Genomic DNA, 2620 nt, shown 5'->3' with positions numbered 1-2620 from the left:
AGATTCCAACCCTTATTGGCAATTTGCTGAACTTCATTCAATTGACTGCCATTCACCGCATCGGTTGATGTCGCATTCACATCACCTTTGGCAACATTGGTGATCTTTTGATTGCCCGCACTGATTCCATTCTTGCTGATACTTGGGCTATTTGCGATTGCATTACCACTACCATCTACAAAGCTGAGACCATTGCTATTAATTAATGTGCCAGCTGCGTTGACGCTATTCACTGCCAAGTCTTTGGATAACTCTATGGCAAGCTTACCTTGATCCACCTTCGTAGTGATATTGCTGTCGGCACCAACTACATCCACCGTTTGTCCCAGTTTCTTCTGTACTGAATTACCATCTGCCGCAGTTAAACCAAAGCCACTGTCCGTCAAACCCGTCTGGATTTGTTTTAATTGCTCTTCCGTCGCTGCACGACCTTGAGTCGCAAAGTCCGCACTACTGATATCTTTATTGCTTAGACCTTCAAGTGTGCCTTTGCCTGCATCTAAAGTCAGAGTATTCGCTGTGTTTTTAACAACCACTTTACCTGCTTCAAGCTGCGTTTGGGTCGTTCCATTGTCAATATTCACGCCCGCCTGACTCAACACGGTTTTATTTGTTCCAGTACCCGCAGTGACCGTATCAATATTCAGGTCTCGGCTTAAGCTAAAGTCAATTGTAGTCGTGCCTTTACCATCATTCACCGCAGTCGATTTAAGATTAGTTTCACCTATCGCCAAACCAATATCTACCGTATCTGTTGGCTTCACTTGCGTTGCAGCTAAGTTACTGTCTGATTTTACATTCCAGCCCTTGTTGGCATTCTGTGCAACATCACTGACTGATTTTAACTGTTCCTCAGTCGCCGCCTGTTTATTATTATAAGTTGCGTTCGGGTCCCATGTGGTGTTGGTCAAACCATTGATTCGACCTGTTACACCATTCACTGTTACAGGGTTGCTGCCTGTGCCTGATCCAATCGTAACTTGATTGGCGAGACGGATATCTACATTATTACCTTGGTTGCTGATCACAAGGTTGCTGTCTGCATTGGAGATATCTACAGTGCCGTCAGGTGCAACATTGCTCTTACTTGCCGCATTGTTATTGGTGGTGAGATTCCAACCCTTATTGGCAATTTGCTGGACTTCATTCAACTGGCTGCCATTCACCGCATCGGTTGATGTCGCATTTACATCACCTTTGGCAACATTGGTGATCTTTTGATTGCCCGCACTAATTCCATTCTTGCTAATACTTGGGCTGTTTGCGATCGCATTCCCGCTACCATCCACAAAGCTAAGGCCATTGCTATTGATTAATGTGCCCGCTGCGTTAACGCTGTCGACTTTCAGATCTTTACTTAAACTAAAATCAATCGTGGTGGTACCTTTACCATCATTCACCGCAGTCGATTTAAGATTAGTTTCACCTATCGCCAAACCAATATCTACCGTATCTGTTGGCTTCACTTGCGTTGCAGCTAAGTTACTGTCTGATTTTACATTCCAGCCCTTGTTGGCATTCTGTGCAACATCACTGACTGATTTTAACTGTTCCTCAGTCGCCGCCTGTTTATTATTATAAGTTGCGTTCGGGTCCCATGTGGTGTTGGTCAAACCATTGATTCGACCTGTTACACCATTCACTGTTACAGGGTTGCTGCCTGTGCCTGATCCAATCGTAACTTGATTGGCGAGACGGATATCTACATTATTACCTTGGTTGCTGATCACAAGGTTGCTGTCTGCATTGGAGATATCTACAGTGCCGTCAGGTGCAACATTGCTCTTACTTGCCGCATTGTTATTGGTGGTGAGATTCCAACCCTTATTGGCAATTTGCTGAACTTCATTCAATTGACTGCCATTCACCGCATCGGTTGATGTCGCATTCACATCACCTTTGGCAACATTGGTGATCTTTTGATTGCCCGCACTGATTCCATTCTTGCTGATACTTGGGCTATTTGCGATTGCATTACCACTACCATCTACAAAGCTGAGACCATTGCTATTAATTAATGTGCCAGCTGCGTTGACGCTATTCACTGCCAAGTCTTTGGATAACTCTATGGCAAGCTTACCTTGATCCACCTTCGTAGTGATATTGCTGTCGGCACCAACTACATCCACCGTTTGTCCCAGTTTCTTCTGTACTGAATTACCATCTGCCGCAGTTAAACCAAAGCCACTGTCCGTCAAACCCGTCTGGATTTGTTTTAATTGCTCTTCCGTCGCTGCACGACCTTGAGTCGCAAAGTCCGCACTACTGATATCTTTATTGCTTAGACCTTCAAGTGTGCCTTTGCCTGCATCTAAAGTCAGAGTATTCGCTGTGTTTTTAACAACCACTTTACCTGCTTCAAGCTGCGTTTGGGTCGTTCCATTGTCAATATTCACGCCCGCCTGACTCAACACGGTTTTATTTGTTCCAGTACCCGCAGTGACCGTATCAATATTCAGGTCTCGGCTTAAGCTAAAGTCAATTGTAGTCGTGCCTTTACCATCATTCACCGCAGTCGATTTAAGATTAGTTTCACCTATCGCCAAACCAATATCTACCGTATCTGTTGGCTTCACTTGCGTTGCAGCTAAGTTACTGTCTGATTTTACATTCCAGCCCT

The 2620-nt window shown here is 44.7% G+C and carries 1 pseudogene; it reads right to left on the bottom strand.

Annotated features, from left to right (window positions below):
* A pseudogene (locus F3J02_RS18640) lies at positions 1-2620 on the bottom strand (hypothetical protein); the annotation flags it as partial.

It is taken from the genome of Acinetobacter sp. Tr-809, from assembly GCF_011753255.1.
Lineage (GTDB): Bacteria > Pseudomonadota > Gammaproteobacteria > Pseudomonadales > Moraxellaceae > Acinetobacter.
The sequence above is the reverse complement of the archived record's forward strand: the minus strand, read 5'-3'. Positions and strand labels throughout refer to the sequence as shown.